General features: G+C 73.3%; 16 protein-coding genes and 1 pseudogene. 10 read left to right on the plus strand and 7 right to left on the minus strand.

The window, feature by feature from the left end:
* Positions 1-210: 210 nt before the first annotated feature.
* Both I6A81_RS19420 and I6A81_RS19425 read left to right on the plus strand, forming a co-directional pair.
* Entirely contained in the window at positions 211-1,185 is a 975-nt protein-coding gene (locus I6A81_RS19420) for a DUF5995 family protein (protein WP_203004895.1), read from the plus strand.
* Between the two features lie 302 nt (positions 1,186-1,487).
* Positions 1,488-2,492 carry a PaaI family thioesterase gene (locus I6A81_RS19425; RefSeq protein ID WP_203004894.1) on the plus strand — a complete coding sequence of 335 codons (1,005 nt, stop codon included), beginning with the start codon at positions 1,488-1,490 and terminating at the stop codon, positions 2,490-2,492.
* Between the two features lie 127 nt (positions 2,493-2,619).
* Here the strand turns inward: I6A81_RS19425 and I6A81_RS19430 are convergent, their stop codons facing one another.
* Positions 2,620-3,741 (minus strand): MarR family winged helix-turn-helix transcriptional regulator, encoded by a 1,122-nt coding sequence (locus I6A81_RS19430; protein WP_307874754.1) that lies wholly within the window; start codon positions 3,739-3,741, stop codon positions 2,620-2,622.
* A gap of 457 nt (positions 3,742-4,198) precedes the next feature.
* Between I6A81_RS19430 and I6A81_RS19435 the strand changes: the two genes are divergently transcribed.
* From I6A81_RS19435 to I6A81_RS19450, 4 genes are all read left to right on the plus strand, one after another.
* Complete coding sequence (locus I6A81_RS19435) at positions 4,199-5,152, plus strand: ATP-binding cassette domain-containing protein (RefSeq protein WP_203007314.1); 954 nt, start codon at positions 4,199-4,201, stop codon at positions 5,150-5,152.
* A 390-nt stretch (positions 5,153-5,542) separates the two neighbouring features.
* Complete coding sequence (locus I6A81_RS19440) at positions 5,543-6,307, plus strand: ABC transporter permease (protein ID WP_203007313.1); 765 nt, start codon at positions 5,543-5,545, stop codon at positions 6,305-6,307.
* A gap of 457 nt (positions 6,308-6,764) precedes the next feature.
* On the plus strand, positions 6,765-7,835 hold the full coding sequence (locus I6A81_RS19445; RefSeq protein ID WP_203007312.1) for a type IV toxin-antitoxin system AbiEi family antitoxin domain-containing protein: 1,071 nt from the start codon (positions 6,765-6,767) through the stop codon (positions 7,833-7,835).
* Positions 7,836-8,454: 619 nt separating this feature from the next.
* Positions 8,455-9,606, plus strand: coding sequence for an aromatic ring-hydroxylating oxygenase subunit alpha (locus tag I6A81_RS19450; protein WP_407661332.1), 1,152 nt, complete (start codon positions 8,455-8,457; stop codon positions 9,604-9,606).
* 26 nt (positions 9,607-9,632) lie between these two features.
* On the opposite strand, the gene I6A81_RS19455 is transcribed toward I6A81_RS19450, so the two are convergent.
* From I6A81_RS19455 to I6A81_RS19470, 4 genes are all read right to left on the minus strand, one after another.
* Positions 9,633-10,181 carry a single stranded DNA-binding domain-containing protein gene (locus tag I6A81_RS19455; RefSeq protein ID WP_203007311.1) on the minus strand — a complete coding sequence of 183 codons (549 nt, stop codon included), beginning with the start codon at positions 10,179-10,181 and terminating at the stop codon, positions 9,633-9,635.
* A gap of 251 nt (positions 10,182-10,432) precedes the next feature.
* Positions 10,433-11,827 carry an FAD-binding oxidoreductase gene (locus tag I6A81_RS19460; RefSeq protein WP_307874755.1) on the minus strand — a complete coding sequence of 465 codons (1,395 nt, stop codon included), beginning with the start codon at positions 11,825-11,827 and terminating at the stop codon, positions 10,433-10,435.
* 15 nt (positions 11,828-11,842) lie between these two features.
* A complete protein-coding gene (locus I6A81_RS19465; protein ID WP_203010255.1) occupies positions 11,843-12,787 on the minus strand; it encodes a cytochrome c biogenesis CcdA family protein in 945 nt (314 codons plus the stop codon).
* Positions 12,788-12,827: 40 nt separating this feature from the next.
* A complete protein-coding gene (locus I6A81_RS19470; RefSeq protein ID WP_203007697.1) occupies positions 12,828-13,499 on the minus strand; it encodes a TlpA family protein disulfide reductase in 672 nt (223 codons plus the stop codon).
* Positions 13,500-13,648: 149 nt separating this feature from the next.
* Between I6A81_RS19470 and speB the strand changes: the two genes are divergently transcribed.
* Positions 13,649-14,695 carry an agmatinase gene (gene speB / locus I6A81_RS19475; protein ID WP_407661333.1) on the plus strand — a complete coding sequence of 349 codons (1,047 nt, stop codon included), beginning with the start codon at positions 13,649-13,651 and terminating at the stop codon, positions 14,693-14,695.
* A 376-nt stretch (positions 14,696-15,071) separates the two neighbouring features.
* On the opposite strand, the gene I6A81_RS19480 is transcribed toward speB, so the two are convergent.
* The gene (locus I6A81_RS19480) at positions 15,072-15,701 is read right to left on the minus strand and encodes a TetR/AcrR family transcriptional regulator (RefSeq protein ID WP_203007696.1); all 630 of its coding nucleotides are present in this window, start codon (positions 15,699-15,701) and stop codon (positions 15,072-15,074) included.
* A 216-nt stretch (positions 15,702-15,917) separates the two neighbouring features.
* Between I6A81_RS19480 and I6A81_RS19485 the strand changes: the two genes are divergently transcribed.
* The 3 genes and pseudogenes from I6A81_RS19485 to I6A81_RS46235 all read left to right on the plus strand — a co-directional run.
* Positions 15,918-16,487, plus strand: coding sequence for a hypothetical protein (locus tag I6A81_RS19485; protein ID WP_203007695.1), 570 nt, complete (start codon positions 15,918-15,920; stop codon positions 16,485-16,487).
* Positions 16,488-16,565: 78 nt separating this feature from the next.
* Positions 16,566-17,828, plus strand: a complete 1,263-nt coding sequence (locus I6A81_RS19490) for an SMI1/KNR4 family protein (protein ID WP_203007694.1) — start codon at positions 16,566-16,568, stop codon at positions 17,826-17,828.
* Between the two features lie 47 nt (positions 17,829-17,875).
* A pseudogene (locus I6A81_RS46235) lies at positions 17,876-18,049 on the plus strand (polyketide cyclase); the annotation flags it as partial.
* Positions 18,050-18,119: 70 nt separating this feature from the next.
* On the opposite strand, the gene I6A81_RS19495 reads toward I6A81_RS46235, so the two are convergent.
* Complete coding sequence (locus I6A81_RS19495; protein ID WP_203005838.1) at positions 18,120-18,797, minus strand: TetR/AcrR family transcriptional regulator; 678 nt, start codon at positions 18,795-18,797, stop codon at positions 18,120-18,122.
* Positions 18,798-18,901 lie beyond the last annotated feature (104 nt).

Below are 18,901 nucleotides of genomic sequence, written 5' to 3' on the forward strand. Positions count from 1 at the left end.
GGAAGCCCTCGCCGCGCGCATGATGATCATCGGCGAACGGCGACCGAGCGGGTCACTCACCGCCGTCCCGGCCGCCGCCGCCCGCGGGAAATCGCCAAGGAAAGCAGGCGTGTCTCCTTGTCCCGGAGAACCGCCGACCTCCCCGTCCGCGTGGTCTCGACGTGGCCTTGGACCCCGTTCATACTGTCTGTCCGTCCTATGGTGACGCCCATGTCTTTTCCGACCAGGCGCGCACGCCATGTTCCCAGGCACCGGGCGCCCGCGCGCAGGCCCGGCGCGTCCGCGTCAGCCGCCTTCGCCCTGGGCGTGACCGTGGCCGCGACGGCGACCCTTGGAGCGGCTCCGGCGCACGCGGACCCGCCCGTGCAGCTCACCGGCATCACCGCCTACCAGCCTTCTCTGTCACCGTGGTACTCGCCCCAACAGGTCGACCACTGCCTGGCCGGCAACTTCGACTGCGCCCCGGTCACGATCGCGAAGATGGACGCCCAGTTGGCGTCCTATGCCAGCTCCTGCGACCACCGGGCCCCCTTCGCGCTGGCCTACCTGCGTACGACCGAGGAGTACCAGCGGGCGGTCACGACGCCCGGTTTCTTCCAGGACCCGGCGTTTCTCAACGTATGGGACGTCTTCTTCGCCTCGTACTACTTCAAGGCATCCGACGACTGGTCGGCCGGCAACACGGCCGCGGTGCCGCGCGCCTGGCAGATCGCGTTCACGGCGGCGGACAACAAATCCGTGTCGGGACTTGGCGACATCCTGCTCGGGATGAACGCCCACATCAACCGGGACCTGCCCTACGTGCTCGCCGGGCTGGGCCTGGTCGCCCCGGACGGGACGAGTAGGCACGCCGACCACCTCAAGGTCAACGAGTTCCTCGACCGGGTCGCCGAATCGATGCTCGAGGAGGCCGCGGTCCGCTTCGACCCGACGATCGACGACCTGGACAGCCCGTACGGCATCACCTACACCGCCTTCATGCAGATCATCGCCGTGTGGCGGGAGAGCGCGTGGCTGAACGCCAGGCTGCTGGCCACCGCCTCCTCGCCGGCCGCCCGCGCGCTGGTCGGGCGGACCATCGAGCAGACCTCGGCCACCATCGGGCTCACGCTGCGCACAGGCTCCCTCTACCTACCGTCGATGACCACCGCGCGCGACGACTACTGCGCCGCCCACCACGGCTGAGCGCCCGCCCGGCGGCCGGCGCGACCGCCGGGCGGTCAGGCCGCCACCGGGGAGGATGCGCCGCGGCCGGACGGTGACGTCGCGGCCGTCTCGCGCCTCGCGCCCGGCCGCCTCCAGGGCACCTGGACGGTCCCCCAGGCCCGTCCGCCCACGTCCCGCGCCCGCGCCGGTGAGTCGTTGGGCACACCCGCGCCTGCCTGGGCCGCGACCGGGAGAAGATCGAGCGCGGCGCGGTCGCGCCGTGGACGGCGCGCGCGGCGAGCTGGGCGCGTGGGTGTGCTGTGGGTGGGAGGAGAGCCGCGGTGGGGGCAGGGGCCCGGGAGTTCCCGGAGACCAGGCTGCGGGTGGGTCCGCTCACCCTGGACGAGGGCATGCGGGCGCCGATGCGCGTCGGGCCGTGGATCTGCGGTCCGGACGGCGAGCAGGCCGTGGGGGCGCTCGGCGTGATCGTCGACGACGCGGTCGGCGTCGAGGTGCACCGTCACCGCCCGGCGGGCACGCACTCGGTCACCACCGAGCTGTCGCTGGACGTGGTGGTCCCGCCGCCGTGGACGGGGCCGGAGCTGGTGGCCACCGCCCGGCTGGCCGGCGCCGGGCCCGAGGACGGGGTGTCACGCGGGGAGGTCCGCGCGGGCGACGGGCGCCTCGTCGCGGTCGCCACCGGCCGCAGCCGGTTCGTCCCGGCGGTCGGCATCCACGCCGGCGTGGCCGAGATCGAGGCGGATCCGCCGGAGCGCGTCCCGCCCGCCGACCACCGAAGCATCCTCGAGGCGCTGGGCATCGCGGACCTGGCGGTCGCGCTCGAGTTCGACCCCGAGCTCGCCGGGGCCGCGCTGCTCGCCCACGAGCCCGCCGACGCGCTGATCCCCTCGCCGCGGCCCACCGGGGGCCTGGCGCCCGTGCCGGCGGGAATCGCCGCGTCGGCGTCGGCGCTCCCGGCGCGGGGCGGGCGGGCGACCACCTACGAGAGCCCGGCGCGGCCCGCGTCGAGCGCGCGGCTGACGGTGCCTCCCGACCCGGCGCTCGGCAACGGCAGCGGGACGATGCACGGCGGGCTGCTGCTGGCCTGCTCGGAGCTGGCCGCGACGGCGCTCGCCGGCGGCCTGCGGGCGACGCCGGCGGCGGACTACACCGCGTCGGTCCGGATGAACCTGCTGCGCCCGGCGCTGCTCGACGAGCCCGTCCAGTTCACCGCGACCGTCGTGAACCGGGGCCGCTCGCTCAGCGTCTACCACGTCATCTCGCACGGCCGCGCGGGCCGGCCCTACACCGTCGCCACGGTCACCCGCGCCCGCAAGCCCGCCTGAGCTCCGAGCGAACCCCGCGCCCCGGGCAGGGCCGGGCGCCGGGCAGGGCCGGGCGCCGGGCAGGGCCGGGCGCCGGGCAGGGCCGGGCGCCGGGCAGGGCCGGGCGGCCTGGCGGGCGCCGGCCGCCTCAGCCGGCCCGCGCGCGCGGCGACGGCCCCAGCGTGGCGATCTCCAGGTTGGTCACGCCGCCGGTGAGCGCGAGCTCGTAGCCGCCGCGGCCACGGCCGGACGCCTGGAACCGGCCGCCGCTGCCCTGGGAGCCGAGGTCCTCGCCGTCGATGACGACCCGCGAGGCGCCGCCGCGCAGCCGCGGGCGCACCGGCACCCCGGCGGGCCGTTCCAGGCGCAGGCGCTCCGCCCCGCCGGTCAGCGCGATCCGGGCCGGCTCGCGGGGCGTGCCCAGGCGCAGCCGCAGGTCCTGGACGCCGCCGGTCAGCGAGAACGAGCGCAGCGGCAGGCCCGGGACGTCGACGAGCAGCTGGTCGGCGCCGCCGCGGACGTCGACCGTCCAGTCGACCCGCGGGCTGAGGGTGAGCGTCGAGTCCCCGCCGTGGCCGCGCCACGGCGCCCGCTGCCTGCGGCCGAACCGGATCCGCACGTCGGTCTCGTCGGCCTGGGTGACGACCTCGATGGTCGGGACCGTGCTGAAGCTGGCCCGGTAGAGCCGGTCGGTGGGCAGGTCCGGCCCGCCGTCGAGGATCGTCAGGCGCCGTAGGCCGCCCGCCAGGTGCAGCCGCGCGTGGCGGGTCACGCCCAGCGGCGCCTCCAGCGTGACCGGCGCGGCCGTGGCGCCGGCGCCCCCGCGCAGCAGGTCCGTCTGGTCACGCAGCATCTGCCCGGTGGCGGTGAGGAAGCGGGCGATCACGCGCTGCTCGGCGGGGGTGAACGTCGCCTGGATGCCGGCCGCCGCCGCGCTCATCGGGCCGAACAACGTGTCGAGCGCGGTGAGGCGCTCGACGACCGCCGTGACGACGACCCGGCGGCGGTCGTCGGGGTCGGGGACGCGGACGACGTAGCCGCGCCGTTCCAGGCCGTCGAGCACCCGGGTGATCGCGCCGGTGGTGAGCTGGGTCGCGACGGCGAGCTGGCCGGCGAGCCGGGGCCTGGCCCGCAGGATCACGAGGACGGCGAGCTCGGTCGGCGTGAGGCGGGCCCGCACCCCGGCCGCCGACTGGTAGAGCTGCGCGGCCGACACCAGCTCCCGCAGCAGTCCTTCCAGGTTGACACCCTCGGAATCCTTCTCGGTCACCTCGACCTCCTCGGCCTCCTCGCTTCGGCGGACGGACTGGCCGCCGTCACCCGTGGCGCCCTCCCGCCGGACATCCGGGACAGACGCCGTGAATACACCTTGACACATCCGCCCGCACTATCTCAGTATCGCAATGTCTTACTCACTCAGACAAGTTTCACGCAGAAGAAGCGGCGCGCGAACCGCCGACGGAACCGACAGGACGCCAAGGCCGACGCGCCGAAAACCAGTCGAGAACTGTCGGTGACGGCGGGCACGATGGCTCCGGTGGCCCCGCCGGTCCCGGGAGCTCGTCGCGCCGGCCCTCGTAGCACGCCTGGCCGTGGCGCCGTGCCCTGTCGTCGCGCCATGCCGCCATGACGTCTGGCTATGCCGCCGTGACGTCGCGTTGCGCCGCCGGGCCGCGCGCGCCCAGCGGCCGCGCCGCCCGACCCGATCCGACCCGAATGGACGTCACATGATCACCACCCACGCGCTGCGGCGGGAGTTCCGCCGGTCCAGGCGCGCCGAGCCCGTCGTCGCGGTCGACGGCATCGACCTGAACATCGCGCGCGGCGAGGTCTTCGGCCTGCTCGGCCCGAACGGCGCCGGGAAGTCGACCACCATGCGGATGCTCACGACGCTGCTGCCGCCCACCTCCGGCACGGCGACCGTCGCCGGCCACGACCTGCGGCGCGAGCGCGCGGCGGTGCGCCGCCGGATCGGGTTCGTCGCCCAGGGCGGCGGCACCGACTCGGCGGAGACCGCCAGGGCCGAGCTGGTGATGCAGGGCCGGGTGTTCGGCATGTCCAAGGCGGCCGCGCTGGCGCAGGCGAACGAGCTGCTCGACCGGTTCAGCCTGACGGAGGCAGCGGGGCGGCGGCTGGGCACCTGGTCGGGCGGGATGCGCCGCCGCCTCGACATCGCGATCGGCCTGGTCAACCGGCCGGAGCTGGTGCTGCTCGACGAGCCGACGACGGGGCTGGACCCGGCGAGCCGCGCCGAGGTGTGGGCGGAGATCCGCGCCGTGCGCGAGGCGGGCACCACCATCCTGCTCACCACGCACTACCTGGAGGAGGCCGACGAGCTCTGCGACCGGGTGGCGATCGTCGACAAGGGCCGGATCGCGCGGACCGGCACCCCCGACGAGCTCAAGGCCCAGGTCGCCGGCGACGGCATCGTCGTCACCCTGCCCCCGGGCGCGCCGGGACTGGTCGCCCCGGCGGTGCGCGAGCAGGCCTGGTGCCGGGGCGCCGACGCGGTCGACGACCGCACGCTGCGCGTCTACGTCGACGACGGCTCGCGGGCGGTGACCGACCTGCTGCGGCTGCTCGACAGCCTGTCGACGCCGGTCGTCACGCTCACGCTGACCCGGCCCAGCCTCGACGACGTCTTCCTCACCGCCACCGGCCACCCGCTCGCCGCCGTCTGAGCGCCGCTCCCCCGCCATCCGCACACCCCGAAAGGCGCCCTCGCGCCTGGTCGTCCTCGCGCCGAAAGCCGCGCTGGCCGCGAGAAGGGGGTCCGGCGCGGATCTCGTAGAGCCTGGACCGGCACACCGCCCCTTGATCGTCATTTGCTCGTGGACATGGTCGCCGCGACGCGGCGTTGGCCGCGGCTTCCCCAAGCATCTGGCGATCATGACAAGGCCCGGACCGGGCCTCGCTACAAGATCTGCAGCAGATCCCGAGAAGGCGCCTCCTCCTCGAACGGCGCCTCGCCTCGGCACCTCAACCTCGACACCTCAACCTCGACACCGGGGTCTCGCCCTCGACAGGCACCTCGCCCCGAAAGGCACCTCGCCCCCGAAAGGCACCGTCCGATGCGCTTCTTCTCCGACGTCCGGCTCACCTACGCCCGCGCGTTCCGCGCGGTGCTGCGCGAGCCCTCCTGGATCATCATCGGGCTCATCCAGCCGTTGTTCTACCTGTACCTGTTCGGCCCGCTGCTCGACAACGGCGGCGTGACCCGCGACCTGCCGGCGGGCACCAGCAGCTGGGACTTCTTCGTCCCCGGCCTGCTCGTCCAGCTGGTGCTGTTCAACAGCGCGTTCAACGGGTTCGCCCTGCTGTCCGAGATGCGCGCCGGCGTGCTCGAGCGGCTCTCGGTCACCCCGATCAGCCGGCTCGCGCTGCTGCTCGGCCGAGCGGGCCGCGACGCGACCCTGGTCGTCATCCAGGGGGCGATCCTCGTGGGGCTCGCGATCCCGCTCGGGCTGCACCTGCACAGCGGGTTCGCCGTCGCCGCCCTGCTGCTGCTCGCGCTGGCGGTGGCGCTGTCCTGCCTGGGTTACGGGCTCGCGCTGGTGCTGCGCAGCGAGGACGCGCTCGCCCCGGTGCTGCAGGGCGTCACCCTGCCGGTCATGCTGCTGTCCGGGATCTTCCTGCCGTTGACCTTCGCGCCCGCGTGGCTCGACAACACCGCCGAGGCGATACCGCTGCGCCACACCACCGACGCGGTCCGCGCGCTGATGCTCGGCTCCGGCAGCTACTGGATCGGGATCGTCGTCACCGTCGCGCTGGCCGTCGTCCTCGTCACCTTCGGCGCCCGCCGCTTCAACAACACCGAGGACCTGCGCATCACCTGAGGCCCGGTCCCCCGCTCACGCGCCACGCCCAGAAGAAACCCGGAATGAGCGAGCCAGCGGCCGGCGGGCGGTTCCCTTTCGACCCCGGGACCTACCTGGCGATGGTGCCGGCCTACGAGCGGACGCGGGACGAGGCCGCGGCGACGGCCGCCGAGCCAGCGGGCGCGGCGGGTACTCGATCTGGGGCGGGGACGCGTGAGACAAGCCGGCGGGTGCTCACCGCCCACCCGGCGGCGACGCTGGTCGCGCTCGACGAGAGCGCGGGGGTGCTCGTGGCATGCCCCGTGGTCGCGGCTTGGCCCGGTCCCGCGACCACCCGGTATGACTGGACCGGCTGTTCGGCTGCTTGTGGACAGCGGAGGCCTGTCCACAGGCGGGCGGGGCACGGTCGACGTTCGTCGTGGGCAAGGGCGATCGTCGCGCTGTGCGTCCACGGTCATCCCCCGTTTCCATTCCAATGCTGGAAGCTACGAGGGTCGCCCGCGCCCAGGGCGGCGTTCTCACCTACCGGCAGGCGCTCGACGCGGGACTCACCCGGGCGCAGATCCGGATCTTCGTCAGGAGAGGCTGGTGGTACAGCCCGGCGCGCGATGCCTATGTCCTGCGCGCCGCCGTTCAGGATGATGGCGACGATCCCGTGTCAGCGCTGTGGGCAGGTGCGCGGGCCGCGCTGCTGAGCCGGCCGGGCGCGGCCATCTGTGGCCTGACCGCCGCCCGGCTGCTGGGTTTCGGCTCCGCGGCGGACGCGGCGGACCAGGCACCGATCGAGCTCCTGGTCGCCAACCGCGGCGCGAAGCGCGCGGTGCGCGGGGTGACCCAGGTGCCGCGGCGCGGCGAGCTGGACTCCCGCGACGTCGTCGAGGTCGCGGGACTCGCCCTGACCGCGCCGACGCGGACGCTGGCCGACGTCGCGCTGGCCGCGGCATGCCGGGAGGACGCCGTGAGCCTGATGGACGCGGCGCTGCGCCGCGGGCTGGTCGCCGATCTGGCGGCGGCCCGGTCGGCGACGGCCCGCCGGCCGGGGCGGCGCCGCGTCGAGCCCTGGTGGGCCCTGGCCGACGGCCGGGCCGAGTCCGTGCTCGAGACCCGGGCACGCCTCCTGCTGGTCGACCATGGCCTGCGTCCCGAGGAACTGCAGTGGGAGGTCCATGACCAGCGTGGCCTGTTCGTGGCGCGGGTCGACCTGGCCTATCCCAGTCGACAGGTCGCCGTGGAAGCCGACGGAGTGAAGATCCACGGAGGTCCACCAGCCACCCCGCCCTCTACCCGCGACTCGCGGGATCGGTCTCGATCCGCGACGCCCCGCTACCGCGTCGACCCCCTGTTTCAGGACCGCCGCCGCCAGAACGGCCTCACGCGACTCGGCTGGCGGGTCGTCCGGGTCACATGGGCCGACCTCCGCGACCGCCCCTCCCAAGTGATCCAGGAGGTGCGAGAAACCCTGGTGGCGCCCATACCCCGGGTGGCCGCCACACCAGTCATCCCGGGTGGTCGCGGTCACGCCACGTTTCACGACCACCAGGGATGATCGGAAGCTCGGACCCCCACGGCCCTCAGCCTGAGCCCAGATCCAGGCCCAGGAAAGCTCCAGGGCAAGGCCAGTGGCCCGCCGGCGGCCCACCGTGGCCCCGACTGGTCGTCGCCGGTACGCGCCGGCGACGAAAAATGTTGAGGCTATCGACATCCAGGTGAACTTCTGCCATCATGGAGCCACTACCGGCTGTGCCTGACGTGGATCCCCCCGTACCGCGTCGACACAGCCGGTCTTTTTGTGCGTAGGCCCCGCCGGGCGCCGCTCCCGCGCGTGATGCCTGTCGCGTTTCCGACTGCCGGCAAGCCGACCGCCTGGCCAACTGGCCGCCAGCGACGCCGCCGCGGGCGCGATCCAGCCCGCCAGAACCCCGTCGGAGCAGGGCACACAGGGCCAACCGACCGGCTCCGAGCAGGACTGCCGACTCTTCGGACAGAGCAGGAGGTGTCGGCCGGAACACGGCCAATGCCGGGCAAGAGGGGCTGGTGACAGGGCGTTAAGGTAGACGTACGGGGGCAAAGGTGCCGCCGCGAACATCCAGAGACAACGGTGCAGGCGGACCAGATCGCTCACCGTTGCGCAAGACGTCATCATCGCCGCGTCAGGGAGGCCTCCAATCGACCGCCACGAGCTCATCGACATCACGCGGCGCGCGCTCAAGATCTCGATGGACAAGACGACCGATATGGTGCCCGCCGAGCGGATCCTGCCGGCATCGATCTACACCGGCCAGGAGCTGTTCGAGCGCGAGCGGGAGTACGTCCGCCGGGCCCCGCAGCTGGTCGGCTACCGTTCCGAGCTGCCGGCGCCGGGGAGCTACACCACCAAGACGGTGATGGACGTCCCGGTCCTGCTCACCCGCGACGACGACGGCGCGGTGCGCGCGTTCCAGAACATCTGCCTGCACCGGCAGGCGAAGATCGCCGAGGGCTGCGGGGTCGCCGAGACCTTCACCTGCCCGTACCACGCCTGGTCGTACGACAACTGCGGCACGCTGATCGGCAAGCCCGGCCGGGACGGCTTCCCGGTGACGATGGCTCCGGGTGCCGGTCTGACCGAGCTGCCCGCGGCTGAGCACGCCGGCTTCCTGTGGGTCGGCCTCGACCCTGCCGGCGGCCCGCTCGACATCGAGGGTCACCTCGGCGCGCTCGGCCCGGAGCTGGCCTCCTGGGGGATCGGCGACTGGGCCCCGGTCGGCGAGAAGGTGCTCGACGCGGAGCTCAACTGGAAGCTCGCGCTCGACACGTTCGGTGAGAACTACCACTTCGCCTCGGTACACAAGAACACCTTCGCGCTGCTGACCCGCAGCAACTGCGCGCTGTTCGACTCCTACGGCCCGCACCACCGGCTGATCTTCCCGATGCTCAGCATCACCGAGCTCGCGAACCAGCCGGAGAGCGAGTGGGAGCCGATGCACAACTTCGTGGTGATCTACTCGATCTTCCCGAACATCGTGATGTCGGTGACGTTCGCCAACGGCGAGATCTTCCGGATCTACCCGGGTGACCGGCCGGGCCACTCGATCACGAACCACCACAACGCGACGCCGATGGACATGTCGGACGAGGCGATCCGCAAGGGCGCCGACGACATCTTCGAGTACGCGCACGCCAGCGTCCGCGACGAGGACTACCCGATGGCCACCCACGTCCAGGCCAACATGGAGTCCGGCGCCCGCGAGAAGGTCGTCTTCGGCCGCAACGAGCCGGGCCTGCACCACCGTCACGCCAGCCTGGAGCAGGTACTCGGCGTCTCCCTCGACGCCTGAGCCCCCGCTTTACCCGTCGCCTCCGGTCAGTTGTCACTGGCCGGAGGCGCGGCGTTGGTGGGCCGTTCGGGCGCCACCTGGTGGGGCATGGCCAGCTGGGACGTGGCCGGGTCGGGTATGGCCGCGGCGTGGCGCTCGGCGCGGTGCCGGGCCGCGCCGAGCAGCCGGCGCAGCAGGACGGCGTGGCCGTGGCTACCGATCACCGCCGCCCGGTAGTACCGGCCGAGCCGGCCGGGGAAGTCGGCCTTGGTCACGGCCCGGATCCGGGTCACCCCCGGCGCGGGCTCCTCCAGCCGGAACGTCAGCGTGTAGTCGGAGAACCGGTGCCGCCCGGCGAGGCCCAGTTCGGCGCCTGGCTTCGCGGTGACGACCCGGAAGCCGATGATCGTCGACCCCTCGGTCAGCGGCCGCGGCCCCGACGGCCCTGGATCGACGCAGCCGACGACCCGCGCGTACTTCTCCACGACCGACCCGGTGAACGACCGGTCCAGCGTGTCGGCCAGGGCCTGCCAGGTCTCCCCCGGCCTGGCCGCGACCAGCAGCGCATGCTCGTCGACAAACACTAACTCCGCCAATGTCACCCTCCGTAGCCGTGCCGCGTGCCTGTTACGCCACACGACACGCATTGTGGCCCCACTCTCCGGTAGGAGCGACCGATGTGGCCGCGGGTGGGACACCGATGGGTAGCACGCCGTCGCGCGCGGGCGCGGCGGCACCGCGCGCGCTGGCGGGCGGGCCGTCGGGTTCGCGGCGGCGCGGGCCCGCGCGCCGGCCAGGCCGTCAGACCGTCAGGCGGGCCTCGGCACCGGCACCGGCCGCCGGGCCGTCAGCGGGCCTCGGTGGGCGCGGCGAAGACGGCGCCGGGGTTGAGGATGCCCAGCGGGTCGAGCGCCCGCTTCACGCGCAGCGACAGGTCAAGGACGTCGGGGCCGATCTGGTCGACGAGCCAGGGGCGCTTGAGGCGCCCGACGCCGTGCTCGCCGGTGATCGTGCCGTCGAGGCGGATCGCCAGGTCCATCACCTCGCCGAACGCCACCTCGGCGCGGCGGGCCTGCCCGGCGTCGGCCGGGCCCACGACGATCAGCGGGTGGGTGTTGCCGTCGCCGGCGTGCGCGATCACCGCGATCGTGACGTCGCGGGCGGCGGCGATCGCCTCGACGCCGGCGATCAGCTCCGGCAGCCTCGGCAGCGGCACGCCGACGTCCTCCAGGAGCACGGTGCCGAGCCGCTCGATCGCGGTGATCGCGGCGCGGCGCGCGACGACGAACGCCTCGCCCTCGGCCGGGTCGTCGGTGGCGAGCACCTCGCGGGCCCCGGCGGCCTCGCAGGCTCCGACCATCGCGCGCAGCTCGGCCTCGCCGGCCGCCAGCGGGCTGTCGGTGCGGGCGATCAGCAGCGCCCCCGCGGACCGGTCCAGCCCCATCGTCAGCAGGTCCTCGACCGCGTTGATCGAGGCCTGGTCCATGAGCTCCAGCATCGCCGGGCGCATCGCGGACGTGATCGCCAGGATCGCGGCGGTCGCCGCCGCGGTCGTCGGGAAGGTCGCGACCAGGGTGCTCGTCGGCGGCTGCGCGGGCAGCAGCCGCAGCGTCGCCTCGGTGACGATCCCGAGGGTGCCCTCGCTGCCGACGAACAGCTTGGTCAGCGACAGCCCGGCGACGTCCTTGAGGCGCGGCCCGCCGAGCCGTACCGCCGTCCCGTCCGCGAGCACCACCTCGAGGCCGAGCACGTAGTCCGTCGTCACGCCGTACTTCACGCAGCACAGCCCGCCGGCGTTGGTGGCCACGTTGCCGCCGATCGAGCAGATCTCGAACGACGACGGGTCCGGCGGGTACCACAGCCCGTGGACGGCGGCCGCGGCCTTCACCTCGGCGTTGAGCGCCCCCGGCTGGGCGACGGCGATCCTGGTCAGTGGGTCGACGTCCACGGCGCGCATCCGCTCGGTGGACAGCACGATTCCGCCGTCGACCTCGGTCGCCCCGCCGGACAGGCCGGTCCCCGCGCCCCGGGGCACGACCGGCACCCGGTGCCGCGCCGCCCAGCGGACGGCGGCCTGGACGTGCTCGGTCGACTCGGCCCGCACCGCGGCCAGCGGCATCCCGGCGCCCGGGTCGACGGCCCGGTCCCAGCGGTACTTGCCCAGCAGGTCGGGATCGGTGGCCACGACGCCGTCCGGCAGCGCGTCGACCAGTTCGGCGAGCTCGGCTCCCGTCAGTCCCACGCCGGTGATCCTGCCTCATTCCCCGCGCCGGCGGCGGGCGCGCGCCGGGCCCGCCAGCCGGGTCGTCGCCGCGGCGGCGACCAGCGCGGCGAGGACCAGGATGGCGGCCAGGGCGGCGAGCAGGCCACCGGCGCCGGCGGCGCGCACGCCGTCGGCGAGCGCGCCCTGCAGCCGGACGGCGGCGTCGACGACCGGGTCGGCGGCGCCCGCGCCGCCGCGCACCCGGATCTCGTAGACCCCGTAGTAGGTGACATAACAGCCGGCGGCGACGAGCAGCGCGCCGCCGGCCCGGCCGGCGTACGCCTGGGCGCGGCGCAGCCGGCGCAGGGCGCCGTCGCGGGCGAACGCGGCCAGGGCGGTGACGACGCCGACGACGAGCCCCATCCCGGCGGCGTAGGCGCCGAACACGCCGATCCCGGCGAGCAGGCTGGCCGAGGAGAACGCGGAGGTCGTCACGGCGAGAAACGGCCCGGCGGCGCAGGACAGCGAGGCCAGCGCGTACGACGCCCCGTACAGCGCGGTCGAGGCGATGGTGCCGTCGACCCGCGCGGCGCGGGGTTTCGGCAGGGGTGCGGTCACCTCCCGGCCGGCCGCCATCGCGCCGCCCAGCCCGATCAGCCCGGCCCCGACGACGATGGTCACCCAGGGCAGCCACCGCCCGACCGACAACGCCAGCGGCGTCACGAGCAGCCCGAACAGCCCGAAGACCGTGACGAACCCGCCCGTCATCGCGGCCGTCATCCCGACCGCCCGCAGCGGCGCGCGCCACCGGCCGCCCACGCCCGCCGCGTCGTCCTCCCCCGGGTGGCCCGCGCCGGCGTGGCCCGCCCGGTCCCCGGCGGACCGGGGCCGGTCGACGACGACCAGGGAGACGTAGCCGGGCAGCAGCGCGAAGCCGCACGGGTTGACCGCGGCGACCATGCCGGCGGTCAGCGCCAGCGCGTACGGCGTCCCGGCCATCTCCCGTGCCTTTCCGCGCGCGTGGCGGTGCCGGCGGCCGTCAGGCCGTGGGCAGCAGCCTGGTCAGGTAGGTGGTCAGCTCCCCTTCGGACAGCCGGCCCTGCAGGGTCCTGACCTTCCCGTCGGCCGTGACGAACGACAGCGCGGGCTGCTCGTCGACGCCGAACGAGGCCCACAGGGCGCCGTCGGCGTCGACCGCGTGCGGGAAGTGGCCGAGGCCGGTGTCGGCGACGAACGCGCGCATCTCGTCGACCTTCCCGAGGCCCGCGACGCCGACGAACTGGATCTGCTCGCCGAACCGCTCGTAGGCCCGCGCGATCTCCGGTGCCTCGCCCTGGCAGACCGGGCACCAGGGCGCCCAGAACCACAGCACCGCCGGCTTGCCGGCGAGCGAGTCGCCCGCGAACGTCCCGCCGTCGACCGTGCCCACCTCGAAGCGCAGCTCGGTCGGCACGGCGCGCCCGTTCCCGGTGCCGTCGGTGACGACGTCCGTCGACCCGGCGCCGCAGCCGGTGAGGATCAGCAGTCCGGCGGCGGCCAGCGCGACCGCCGCCGTCCACCCCCGTGCCGTCCGCCGAGACCGCCGCACGGCCGCGCCCGGCGGGTCCGCCACCCGGCCGCCACGGCCCGTCCAGGGCGACGACGGTCCCGTGGCCGGCTCCGCCGCCGCTCGACCGCCGGGGCGTAGCGGGCCGCGGGCCAGGGTGCTCACCGGTTCATCGTCGCGCGAACCGGCCAGCGCGCACACCCACGCCCGCCTGTCGCCCATCCGACGCGGCCCGCCGGGGTCTGGTCAGCCGCCGCTGAGGTGGACGGGGAAGAGAGACTGCGCGTACCGGAGGACGGGGCGGCATGACCGACATGAGGGAAGGCGGCAGCATGGCAGGCGGACCGGTCGGACCCGTCGACGCGACCCGGGTGCCGCGTTACGGAGGCCCGGCGACGTTCGCCCGGCTGCCCAGGGCCGACGAGGTGACCCGGTTCGACGTGGCCGTGCTGGGGGTGCCGTTCGACACCGGGGTGAGCTACCGGCCGGGGGCCCGTTTCGGCCCCGCGCACGTACGGGAGAGCTCCCGACTGCTGCGGCCCTACAACCCCGAGGTCGACGCGGAGCCGTTCGGGGCGCAGCAGGTGGTCGACGCCGGCGACGTGGCCGCCAACCCGTTCGACATCGCCGAGGCGCTCGAGGCGGTCGAGCGGCACGCCCGCGACGTGCTCGACACGGGCGCGCGGCTGCTGACCGTCGGCGGGGACCACACGATCGCGCTGCCGCTGCTGCGGGCGGTCGCGGCGAGGCACGGCCCGGTCGCCGTCGTGCACTTCGACGCGCATCTGGACACCTGGGACACCTACTTCGGCGCCGCCTACACCCACGGCACCCCGTTTCGCCGCGCCTCCGAGGAGGGCCTGCTCGACCTGGAGGCGAGCATGCACCTGGGGATCCGCGGCCCGCTGTACGACCGGGGCGACCTGACCGACGACCGGCGGCTGGGATTCACGGTCGTGACCTCGCCGCAGATCGAGCTGGAGGGACTCGCCGGGGCCGTCGAGCGGCTGCGCCGGCGGGTCGGTGACCGGCCGGTGTACGTGTCGGTCGACATCGACGTGCTCGACCCGGCGTTCGCGCCCGGCACCGGCACCCCGGAGGCGGGTGGGCTGACCAGCCGGGAGCTGCTGGTGCTGCTGCGCGAGTTCGGCGGGCTGAACCTGGTCTCGGCGGACATCGTCGAGGTCGCCCCGGCCTACGACCACGCCCAGATCACCGGCATCGCCGCCGCTCATGTCGGCTACGAGCTGCTGTCCGCGATGGCCCGCCGGCCCGCCCCGCCCGCGCTCCCGGGCGTGGCGGCGCCGGCGCGGGCCCCCGCGGCGGACGAGCCGGTGGCCGACGTGGGCCTGCCATCGTGACACCGGCCCGTGGCGCCGCCGGCCACGGCATGGCGGGCGGGCGGCCGGCCTGACGGTCAGGCCCCGCTGACCTTCTAGACCCTTTGACCTTCTAGACCCTTTGACCGGCGAGACCCGATGACCGGTGGGAGCCGATGACCGTCGAGACCGGGACGCGGCCATGGGTGCGCGCATCAGACGCGCATCAGATAGGAGCGTCCACGCCGGGGCACCTCGCAAGCCGCGCCGACGCCGGAATCATGTGATGATCACTCGGCGCGGATCCGGCAAGCGTCGCCGATGGGTCCCGGGGAAACGGCGATCTTCCCGAGGTGTCTCACGAACGATCGTCCGCGGTCGCCATGTGTTGTTTCGCGGTCCGATGCTGTGCGGGCGCTCAGTGCAGGACGGTGAGCAGGCCCTCGACGCCGCGGTGGAACGCGGCGCCGACGCTGTCGACGCCGTCGAGGTGGGCGCCGGTCATGGCGCCGTCGCGCATCATGACGAAGTGCCGTGCGGCGTGCTGTGGATTGGGGCGCCGCGGTGAGGTCTCGAAGACCTGGGTGAACAGCTCGGCGAGCGTGGTCACATACCAGGCCCGGTGATCAAGGACCACCCTGCGCACCGGGTCGTTGGGGTCGGGGTACTCGGCGGCGGCCTTGAGGAAGGCACACCCGCGGAACTCCGGTCTGGCCAGGTCGTCGGCGACGGCGGTACCGATCGCGCGCAGCGCGTCGGCTGACGACGGCGCGGTCTCGATGGCCGCCCGCACGCCGGCGCGGGTGTGGGCGTCGACGCCGCGCAGGTAGGCAACCACGAGGTCTTCCTTCGAGGGGAAGTGCCGGTAGAACGTCGCTCGCGTGGCCGGGGCCTCGGCGAGGATCCGCTCGACCCCGACCGCCCGGATTCCGTCGCTGTAGAACAGCCTGCTGGCCGTGGCCAGCAGACGTTCCCGGGCCTCGGACCGCCCGTGCCCTCCCGAGCCGCCGTTCGGGCTGCCGGGCGCGGAGCGGGTCGGTGTCGCCATGAGGCGAGAGTAACAGAAAGAACGGTCGGTCTTGCAGCCGTCGGCCACGTGTGCCAGGCTCTGCGCTGCAGCAAGAGAGAGAACGGTCTTTCTACTTGGAGGCATCATGCCGAGCCCGGACGCGACCGGCCGGACGTCGTGCCGACGGCGAGTTCGGTTGCTCGCTCCACGCCAGCAGACACCAGATTCAACGGCCTTCTTGGGAAAGGAACGGTCATGACCACGGCTACGGCCCCTGTCGCCGCCACCGTCGCGCCGACGCTTCGTCGGCTCTACCTCGTTCGCTTCGGGTTCGCTCTGATCTGGGCTCTCGCGCTTTTCTCGACCGCGTCGGACATCGGGCCGGTGAGCGCGACCCTGCTCGTGATCTACCCGCTGTTCGACGCGGGCGCCGCCGTCGTCGACGCCCGCTCCTCCCGAGCGAGCCGGTCCGCCCTGGGCCTGCGCGTCAACATCGCCATCAGCGCGATCGCCGCCGTCGGACTGGTCTTCGCGGTCGCCTCCGGCATTCCGGCGGTCCTGCGGGTATGGGGAGTCTGGGCCGTCGCGGCGGGCCTGGCGCAGCTCATCGTCGCTCAGCGGCGACGCAAGGCCGGCGGCCAGTGGCCGATGATCGCCAGCGGCACCATCTCCACGCTCGCCGGGGCCTCGTTCTTCCTGCAGGCCGCCTCTTCCTCCTCGCTGAGCAATCTGGCCGGCTACGCCCTGCTCGGCGGCGTCTTCTTCCTCGTCTCCGCGCTGCGCCTCGGACGCGACGCCAGCCGGAGCACCGGCGGGAGGAACTGACATGACCGGCCACACCACCAGCGCCGACAGCGTGTTCGACGTCATCGTCAACTGGTCGATCGTCGACTGATCACCAGTTTGTATCTGGCGTTCAACGGCCACGACGATCCCCTCAGGGCCGTGAGGTTTAGCCTCCCTGGTCGTCGGCATCTCAATCCAGAGTCGAGGTTCGGTGTGCTTGGTCATCTCAGCTGGCGGGAACTGCTGCGGCGTTGGAGCCGAGACGCCGTGCGCCATGCGGAGGACATCGGCCTGGCGCTCACCGCCGAGATGCGGTCCACCGGGTGGATCGGCGGACCGCCGGCAGGGGCAGGGGCGCTAGACGAGGCAGAGCGGCGTATCGGGCGTGTGTTGCCCACGTCCTACCGACGCTTCCTCGAACTCACCGATGGCTGGCCAGTGACGTCGATGGAGTTCGGAGCCCTCCGCCCGTCGCGCACGATCGGATGGGTAGCGGACCTCAAACCGGAGCTGGTCTCGATCTGGCGTGAGCCCCGCGGGGAGTGGCCGTCGGACGCGAACGACGGTCCGCCGCTGCTGGAGCGCTCGCTGCTGCTCAGTTCCGGATCCGACAACTTCCTGCTCGACCCCGGCCGCATCGACCCGACCGGCGAATGGGCCTCCTGCGGATTCACTAACTGGTACCCGGGGGCCGGGAAACACCAACCATCCTTCCGCGCCGGGATGGAGGAACACTACGCCGCCTTCGTGCGTTTCCAGGCTCCCGAGAGCGAAACGCATGCCGAAGTAGCCCAGCAGGTCGACAGCGCGTACCGCGCCAGCCTGCGCGGTGACCGCGGCCAGGAAGACGTTTTCGAGTCGGCGAGGTCATTCGGAAGCCTACGAGCCGACGTCCTGGCGGCCCAGGTCCACGAGCTGACCGGACGATACCGCGCGGCTCTCGCGTTCGGCCGGTTCGACCTCGACAGCCTTGGTCCTGACTCGACGGTGCTCGACGACCTTCTCCCCTTGTTCGTCGCAGCCTGCCTGAACCGGCGCGACAAGCATCAGCGGGCCCTTGACCGTGCGTGGCGCGGGGCACCCGCACAGTACGGCGAGCGGCTACGCCAGCTCGCCGCCCAATACCAGGACACGGGCGGTCTGGACGCCGACTTCTCCTACGCCCCGGGCTTCGCCTCAGGCGTGGATCGCGCCCGGACGTTCATCCGGGCAGGCCACCATGACGAGGCGTTCGCGGAGATCCTCGCCGCACTCCCGCTGTGGAAACCACTCTCGTCGCTGCACCTGGCACCGATGGGTCTGCTCTGGGACCGAGAAATCGGGCCCATCGTGACCCACGAACGACGACAGCGCCTGCTGAGCTCACCACGAACCTCGTGAACCGCCACAACCCGTCCCCGCCGTCGTCAGCTCCTCCTTGGGCACTCTGGGACCTGAGACCGCTCGGTCCGTCCAAGACCGAGGTCCCGCTCACCTACGACTGGTCAGCGATGCCACGGTTCATCCGGGAGTACCTCCAGTTCCCGCCGTTCGGCCCTGAACATCTCGCCAACTCGCTGCGCCATCTCGCCGAGCTCGCGGCACCGACCTTCCGGGCCTGACCCCCCGGCGGCTGGTGCGGCGGCTGTCGCCTCGCGATCGCAAGGCGACAGCCGCCGCGCCAGGTGGCGATCATTGATCCGGAGACGCGGCGGAGGAGCTGTCCCGGGGCGGGTGGACGTGTCTCAGGGCATGGGTCATCCGGTCGACGATGAGCGCCTCGCCGTCGACCAGCCCCGGCGCGAGGTGGCTGTTGATCTCGAGGGAGACCAGGCCGTGCAGGGTGCCGAACAGGCCCAGGAGGCGGTGCTGGTCGCCGGTGGGCAGGGCGGCGAACTCCGCCAGCCGGTCGCCGCGCCCCTCCGTCTCACCGACCGCGAGGAGGAACGGCCGATAGACCGCCTGTTCGGCGGTGACGGTGGGACCTTCCGGCGGCGCCGCGTAGCCGGGTAGCTGGTCGGTCCAGATCAGGTTGAACCGGCGGGGGTGGGCGACGGCCCAGGCCCGGTATGCCCGGACGCAGGCGAGGAGCCGGTCGACGGGCTCGGCGCCCGCGCTGTCGTCGAACGCCTGGCCAACGGCGCCCGCGAGCGCGTGGAAGCTCTCCGTGATCAGCGCGGTGAACAGGTCGTCGAGGCTGGCGAAGTATGTGTAGAGCGAGGCCGGGTTCATGCCTACCTCGCGGGCGACACCCCGCCACGACACGTTGCCCGGACCGCCTTCGTCGAGCTGGCGGCAGGCGACCGCGATGATCTCCGCGACGAGCTCCCGCCGCTGCCGGTCCCGCCGGGACTCCGTGGACGCGCGCACGCCGCCCAGGCTATCCGAACGACCTTGATTGCCCGAACACCCTTGACCTACCAAACAGTGTTTGGCTACCGTTCTCCGAACAGTGTTCGAACTTCGAATAGTGA

It is taken from the genome of Frankia nepalensis, from assembly GCF_016786325.1.
In the GTDB taxonomy this organism is placed as follows: Bacteria; Actinomycetota; Actinomycetes; order Frankiales; family Frankiaceae; genus Pseudofrankia; species Pseudofrankia nepalensis.

What these genes read in the sequence shown, in the direction of transcription:
- I6A81_RS19420 (WP_203004895.1), top strand. Translation starts at nt 211, where the DNA reads ATGTCTTTTCCGACCAGGCGCGCACGCCATGTTCCCAGGCACCGGGCG.
- I6A81_RS19435 (WP_203007314.1), top strand. Translation starts at nt 4,199, where the DNA reads ATGATCACCACCCACGCGCTGCGGCGGGAGTTCCGCCGGTCCAGGCGC.
- I6A81_RS19440 (WP_203007313.1), top strand. Translation starts at nt 5,543, where the DNA reads ATGCGCTTCTTCTCCGACGTCCGGCTCACCTACGCCCGCGCGTTCCGC.
- I6A81_RS19445 (WP_203007312.1), top strand. Translation starts at nt 6,765, where the DNA reads ATGCTGGAAGCTACGAGGGTCGCCCGCGCCCAGGGCGGCGTTCTCACC.
- I6A81_RS19465 (WP_203010255.1), bottom strand. Translation starts at nt 12,787, where the DNA reads ATGGCCGGGACGCCGTACGCGCTGGCGCTGACCGCCGGCATGGTCGCC.
- speB (WP_407661333.1), top strand. Translation starts at nt 13,649, where the DNA reads ATGAGGGAAGGCGGCAGCATGGCAGGCGGACCGGTCGGACCCGTCGAC.
- I6A81_RS19480 (WP_203007696.1), bottom strand. Translation starts at nt 15,701, where the DNA reads ATGGCGACACCGACCCGCTCCGCGCCCGGCAGCCCGAACGGCGGCTCG.
- I6A81_RS19485 (WP_203007695.1), top strand. Translation starts at nt 15,918, where the DNA reads ATGACCACGGCTACGGCCCCTGTCGCCGCCACCGTCGCGCCGACGCTT.